This is a genomic window from Klebsiella sp. 1SOBk10mer (genome assembly GCF_046602535.1).
Lineage (GTDB): Bacteria > Pseudomonadota > Gammaproteobacteria > Enterobacterales > Enterobacteriaceae > Klebsiella > Klebsiella quasipneumoniae.
This window is the reverse complement of sequence record NZ_JBKIUP010000049.1, coordinates 1-1,391: the sequence shown is the minus strand read 5'-3', so window position 1 is coordinate 1,391 and position 1,391 is coordinate 1. Positions and strand designations below refer to the sequence as shown.

Sequence of the window (1,391 nt, the reverse complement as noted above, 5' to 3'; positions counted from 1 at the left end):
GGCTTTGTTAATGGAATGGTCGCCTCCCATCTCTTGTGCCACAGTGGGACGATAAATCGTCACTCATTGAACGGAGCGCTGCTATCATGAACGTTAAAACTATTGGAATCGATTTGGCAAAAAACGTTTTCCAGATCCATGGGGTTGACGAGCACGGAAAACGGTTGTTCAACAAACAACTCAGACGGGCACAAATGGCCTCCTTTTTTGCCAACATCCCACCCTGTTTGATCGGCATGGAGGCCTGTGCATCTGCTCATTTCTGGGCCAATAAACTGATATCGATGGGCCATAATGTCAAACTGATGGCCCCTCAGTTCGTCAAACCCTATGTTAAAACCAATAAGCATGATGCTGCAGACGCTGAAGCTATTTGTGAAGCCGTCACTCGACCTAACATGCGGTTCGTGCCGGTCAAAACCGCTGAGCAGCAAGCCGTATTGGCACTTCACCGGAGTCGTCAGAGCTTCATCAAACAGCGAACCGCACAAGCCAATCAAATCAGGGGGTTATTGGCCGAATTTGGCATTGTCGTCCCCCGAGGTATCCAGCAGCTACAGCGACGATTACCTGAGCTCGTGGAAGATGCGGATAACCCGTTACCCGTCCTGTTTCGTACACAGCTGAGTCTACTACAGCACCACATGGCGTACCTGTTCGATGTCATCGCTACACTCGACAAGCAGATTGAGCAGTGCTATCGGCAAAATGCTCTCTGCCAGCGTATCGGCAAGATCCCTGGTATTGGCCCTGTTACCGCCAGCGCGCTGATTGCGACCATTGGTAAAGCCAACAATTTCGAGAATGGCCGACAACTGGCTGCCTGGCTCGGATTGGTTCCACGTCAGCACTCCAGTGGGGGTAAACAAGTCCTGCTCGGGATAAGCAAGCGAGGTGATACCTATTTGAGGACCTTGCTTATCCATGGTGCCAGGGCGGTATTGCAGTCGGCCAAACATAAACAGGATGCCGTATCGAGCTGGGCTAACCAGCTAATGGCGCGCCGGAATAACAACATTGCCTCGGTAGCATTGGCTAACAAGAATGCGCGGACTGTGTGGGCGCTCCTGGCCAAAGAGCGGGAGTATTGTGCACCAATAATAAGCGCTTAAGTTGCTTAATCAGTAAGACAGAAACAACACCACCGATTGCCCAGGCAAGCATGAAGTGATGGCAAGACAGGTCAGACCGCGATGGGGAAAACCCGGTTTATTCAAGGCTCCTGAAAGAGCGCTTTGTTGATAGAGGCCTCCATCAGCGTATTCCATCAGGGACAGAGGTATTTTACATCACCTCGGCAAAGTCCGGATCTATGGCTGCAATCGATGACCAGTAAAGCCACCACAACATATTTAGCTTGGCAAACAGGAGGCGACCATCTATGAATAAAT

The 1,391-nt window shown here is 50.8% G+C and carries 1 protein-coding gene; it reads left to right on the top strand.

All coding sequences use genetic code 11. From position 1 onward, the window contains the following. Positions 1 to 86: 86 nt before the first annotated feature. Positions 87 to 1,112, top strand: a complete 1,026-nt coding sequence (locus tag ACLH1I_RS26520) for an IS110 family transposase (protein WP_001101446.1) — start codon at positions 87 to 89, stop codon at positions 1,110 to 1,112. Positions 1,113 to 1,391 lie beyond the last annotated feature (279 nt).

Coding starts and splice junctions, on each gene's coding strand:
- ACLH1I_RS26520 (WP_001101446.1), top strand. CDS start 87: ATGAACGTTAAAACTATTGGAATCGATTTGGCAAAAAACGTTTTCCAG.